Annotated in this window: 6 protein-coding genes; all 6 read left to right on the top strand. The window is 32.3% G+C overall.

Going from position 1 to position 4,666, the window contains the following annotated elements; genetic code table 11:
* The first annotated feature begins 132 nt into the window (after positions 1-132).
* From cbiE to cobJ, 6 genes are read left to right on the top strand one after another with little or no spacing between them, the layout of a single operon-like run.
* Positions 133-747 (top strand): precorrin-6y C5,15-methyltransferase (decarboxylating) subunit CbiE, encoded by a 615-nt coding sequence (gene cbiE, locus HGI79_RS22030; protein WP_185652817.1) that lies wholly within the window; start codon positions 133-135, stop codon positions 745-747.
* Between the two features lie 4 nt (positions 748-751).
* Positions 752-1,315 (top strand): precorrin-6Y C5,15-methyltransferase (decarboxylating) subunit CbiT, encoded by a 564-nt coding sequence (gene cbiT, locus HGI79_RS22025; RefSeq protein ID WP_185652816.1) that lies wholly within the window; start codon positions 752-754, stop codon positions 1,313-1,315.
* 19 nt (positions 1,316-1,334) lie between these two features.
* Positions 1,335-2,021 (top strand): cobalt-factor II C(20)-methyltransferase, encoded by a 687-nt coding sequence (locus HGI79_RS22020; protein WP_185652815.1) that lies wholly within the window; start codon positions 1,335-1,337, stop codon positions 2,019-2,021.
* A gap of 12 nt (positions 2,022-2,033) precedes the next feature.
* On the top strand, positions 2,034-2,810 hold the full coding sequence (gene cobM / locus HGI79_RS22015; protein ID WP_185652814.1) for a precorrin-4 C(11)-methyltransferase: 777 nt from the start codon (positions 2,034-2,036) through the stop codon (positions 2,808-2,810).
* On the top strand, positions 2,791-3,771 hold the full coding sequence (cbiG, locus tag HGI79_RS22010) for a cobalt-precorrin 5A hydrolase (protein WP_185652813.1): 981 nt from the start codon (positions 2,791-2,793) through the stop codon (positions 3,769-3,771). The genes cobM and cbiG overlap by 20 nt, the downstream gene beginning before the upstream one ends.
* 17 nt (positions 3,772-3,788) lie before the next feature.
* Entirely contained in the window at positions 3,789-4,508 is a 720-nt protein-coding gene (gene cobJ / locus HGI79_RS22005) for a precorrin-3B C(17)-methyltransferase (protein ID WP_185652812.1), read from the top strand.
* Positions 4,509-4,666 lie beyond the last annotated feature (158 nt).

Genomic DNA, 4,666 nt, shown 5'->3' with positions numbered 1-4,666 from the left:
GATTTTCTAAAAACACTTCACTAAGACTGATAAAAAAGTTTTTAAATGTGCTTCAGTTTTGTCAACATATTCCTACGCATAAGTTAAGTTTCAAGTCTGGAACCCTATATCATAAAGAATAGAGGTATTACTATGAGTAAGATAGTTTATATAGTTGGAATAGGTCCTGGCAGCAGTGAATATATCCTTCCTAAGGCAATTAAAACACTAGAAGCTTCGGATATAGTAATTGGATTCCAAAGGGCTATTGAAAGTATAGATTTTATAAGTACGAAAAAAATTATAGTTAAAAAACTCAGTGAAATATTACAGTTCATTAATATGAATTCAGATAAAACAGTTTCTATAGCAGCTTCAGGAGATCCTCTTTTTTATGGAATAACAGATTATGTGAGAAAAAATTTCTCGGGAAATATTCAGGTAATACCTGGTCTCAGTTCTTTTCAATACTTAATGGCTAAAATAGGCTTAAGTTGGCAAGGAAGCTTTTTAGGAAGTGTTCATGGCAGAGAAGAGAGCTTTTGCAATATGGTTAAAGGAAATAAGCTATCAATATGGCTTACTGATAGCAAACATTCTCCCTCATATCTAAGCCGAATATTAGAGGAAAATAATATTAACGCTAATATTTATGTAGGAGAAAATCTTTCTTATGAGGATGAGAAAATAACTATAGGAAATATTGAAAAAATAAAGCATATGAGTTTTAGTGAATTGTGTGTAGTTGTAATAGACAGAGGAGAATAATTTTATGATTTACATAAAAGATGAAGAATTTATCAGAGGGGATTGCCCTATGACAAAGGAAGAAATAAGAATTTTAAGTACTGCAAAGATGGAGCTTAAAGAAAATTATAGAGTTCTAGATGTAGGTGCAGGTACTGGATCAGTAAGTATACAAGTAGCGAAAATATGCTCCAAAGGTGAAGTTATAGCCATAGAAAAGGATGAAGAAGCTTTAAAGATTATAAAAAAAAATCAGGAAAAATTTAATACACGTAATTTAACTATAATTGAGGGAGAAGCATTAGCTGTTGAAAGTGAAATACAGGGACAATTTCATGCTATATTCATAGGTGGTAGCGGAGGAAACATTGAAGATATTATAAAGCATTATGGACTAAAGTTAAGAAATAACTGTAATATGGTTTTAAACTTCATTACTCTGGACAATCTGTATAAAGCTATGAATATTTTAAAAGAATTAAAGTATGAAGTTGAGTGCATACAGGTTTCTGTAAATAAGACTAGAGGTAAAAGCTATATGATGACTTCAATTAATAGTATATTCATTATAACTGCAAGAAAAGTTTAATATAGGAGGAGAGAATAATATGGAGCATAACACAGTAAAACTGGGAACATTATATGGAATAGGTGTTGGTCCAGGAGACGAAGAATTATTAACCCTAAAGGCTGTAAATGTTATTAAAAGCTGTGACGTAATAGTGGCACCTGCAGCTAGAGAAGGTGGCAGCAGTATAGCATTAGAAACTGCTAAAAATTTTATAAGTAGTAACCAAGAAGTTGTTATAAAACATTTTCCAATGGGTGGAGATGAGCAAGAAGGAAAGATATATGAAGCCTTTAAAACTATAGAGGAAAAGTTACAGGCGGGAAAAGATGTAGCGTTTTTGACCATAGGAGATCCGTTTATTTATAGTACTTATATATATCTTTTAAGACATATAAAAGAACAAGGATATAATACGGAGACAGTACCGGGAATTACATCTTTCTGTGCTGGTGCTAGCATAGCTGGAGAAACCATTGTAATTGGTGATGAAAGAGTTTTAATTATGCCAGCAACTCATATTGAAGAAATCAGAGATGAGAAATTTGTTGTAATTATGAAGGTATATAAGTTAGAAGAAAAAGTATTAGATGTCCTTGAGAAAAAAGGCTTTAAATATGTGTATGTGAAGAGAGCTTATAGAGAGGGACAACAGGTAATTAGAGATAGAGAAGAAATATTAAAGAACAGAGACTATATGTCACTTATAATTGCTCAAAGAAGTTAAGGAGAGATTAGTATGGAAAATTTAGTGCATTTTATAGGAGCGGGTCCGGGGGATCCTGATTTGATAACAGTTAAGGGAAGAAGAATATTGTCTGAGGCAGATGTGGTTATATATGCAGGTTCTTTGGTTAGTAGTGAACAGTTAGAATACTGCAAAGATGGGGTAGAAATACATAATTCTGCATCTATGACTCTGGAGGAAGTTATTCAGGTTATGGAAAAATCCTATAAGGAAAAGAAGAAAATAGTAAGACTTCATACAGGAGACCCATCTATATATGGTGCTATAAAAGAGCAGATAGATGAGCTTGAAAAGCTTAATATACCGTGTAAGGTTATACCAGGAGTAAGCTCATTTACAGCGGCGGCAGCAGCTATAAGAGGTGAGTTTACACTTCCGAGTGTAAGTCAAACAGTTATACTTACAAGAATGGAAGGAAGAACTCCTGTACCAGAAAAAGAAAATCTAGAAAGATTAGCAAGTATAGGTGCTTCTATGGCTTTATTTTTATCTGTAGGAATGATAGATAAGGTAGTAGAAAGATTAAGAAAAGGCTATGGTAGAAATGTACCTGTAGCTGTTATACAGAGAGCAAGCTGGGAAGATGAAAAATGTGTTATAGGAACCTTAGATGATATTGCAGAAAAGGTTAGAGAAGCAAATATAACAAAACAAGCTCAAATCCTTGTAGGAGATTTTATAGATTCAAACTACGAAAAGAGTCTTTTATATGATAAGAAATTCTCTCATATGTTTAGAAAGGGAAACGATGAAAGTAGCAATAGTTAGTGTTACAAAATCAGGCGATGAAATCGCACAGCGTATTAGCACAAAACTAGAGATAGATTTATATTCTAAGGAGTACATAGAAAATTTTAATTTAAAAGAAACTACAAAAAAGCTTATGAAGGAATATAAAGCTATAATATTTATAAGTTCTACTGGTATAGCTGTAAGAGCCATATCTGAATATATTATAGGTAAGGATAAAGACCCAGCTATAATTGTTATTGATAGTAGTGGTAGATTTGTTATAAGTCTCCTAAGTGGTCACCTAGGTGGAGCTAATGAGTTAACAATGGAAGTTGCTGAAATCCTAAATAGTACACCAGTAATAACTACGGCTACAGATAACTTAGGAGTAGTTGCACCAGATATGCTGGCAAAACAAAATAAGCTTATAATAGATAACTTAAAAGATGCAAAACATATAGCAGCTTTACTAGTAGATAAGAAAAAAGTAGGCTTTGTAGACTTAAAAAATCAAATAAATTTACCTAAGGGATATACAAAGAATTTCTTAGAAGCTGAAGGACTAGTTTATATTACACATAACCTCATAGATGACATTAGTAATAGAAAATTCAACTTAAAACTTATAAGAAGAGATATAGTTTTAGGTATAGGTTGTAGAAAAAATTATAATGCAGAAGAAATGAGATTAAATGTGTGTAATTTATTGGAAAAGTTAAATATAGATGAAAGAGCTGTAAAAGCTATAGGAACTGTAGAGGTGAAACGCTACGAACAAGGAATACTAGAGCTTAGAAACCATTTAGGTTGTGAACTTGGAATATTTTCCATTGGAGAAATAAAAGCTATACAGCAAAAGTTTAAGGGCAGTGATTTTGTTGAAAAAACTATAGGAGTTAGAGCTGTATGTGAACCTTGTGTAGAACTACTAGGTGGAAAATTAATAACAGAAAAAATTAAAATAAATGGAATGACTATATGTATAGGTGAATTATAAGAAAAGGATGTGTTATTTTGGGAAAACTCTATGTTGTAGGAATTGGTCCAGGTGGTTTAGATCATATGACAGTAAAAGCGTTAAAAGTATTAGAAGAAAGTGAAATTATAGTTGGATATACTAAATACATAGAACTTGTAAAACCTATAATTAAAGATAAGGTTGTAGTGTCTACAGGTATGCGTGGGGAAGTAGAAAGGTGTAAACAAGCACTAGAGCTTTCAAAAGATAAAATAGTCTCCATAATAAGTACTGGAGATTCAGGAATATATGGTATGGCTGGTCTTATTTTAGAAATGAAAACAGATGAAGAAGTAGAAGTAATTCCAGGGGTTACGGCTTCATCTGCGGCAGCATCAAGGGTAGGAGCTCCACTTATGCATGATAACTGTAATATAAGCTTAAGTGACTTGATGACGCCTTATGAATCAATTAAAAAGAGAGTGGAACTAGCAGCACAAGGAGACTTTATTATATCTTTATATAATCCTAAAAGTAATGGTAGACCTTTATACTTAATGGAATGCTTAAATATAATAAAAAAATATAGGAAAGGCAACACTCCTATAGCCGTAGTTAAAAATGCATTAAGAGAAGGTGAACATATAAAACTATTCACTATGGATAGTTTTGATGATAGTTGTGTAGATATGATGTCTATTGTAATAATAGGTAATAGCAATAGCTATATGAAAGATGGACAATTTATAACACCAAGGGGTTATAAATTGAGTTAAATGCAATATGAGATTCGTATATAGATAACCACGCCCGAAATTTAATTTATGCTCCAGGATATGCTGCCAAACTTCAGCACGTTGAAAACTTTTAATCAGTCTAAAGTTCGTATTTAAGCAGAGAGCCAAAATCTGTGATTTTGTGCGAATCGCTTACT

This window comes from Clostridium sp. DJ247 (assembly GCF_014231265.1).
Note: the sequence above shows the minus strand (reverse complement) of the source record. Positions and strands in the feature narration are given on the sequence as shown.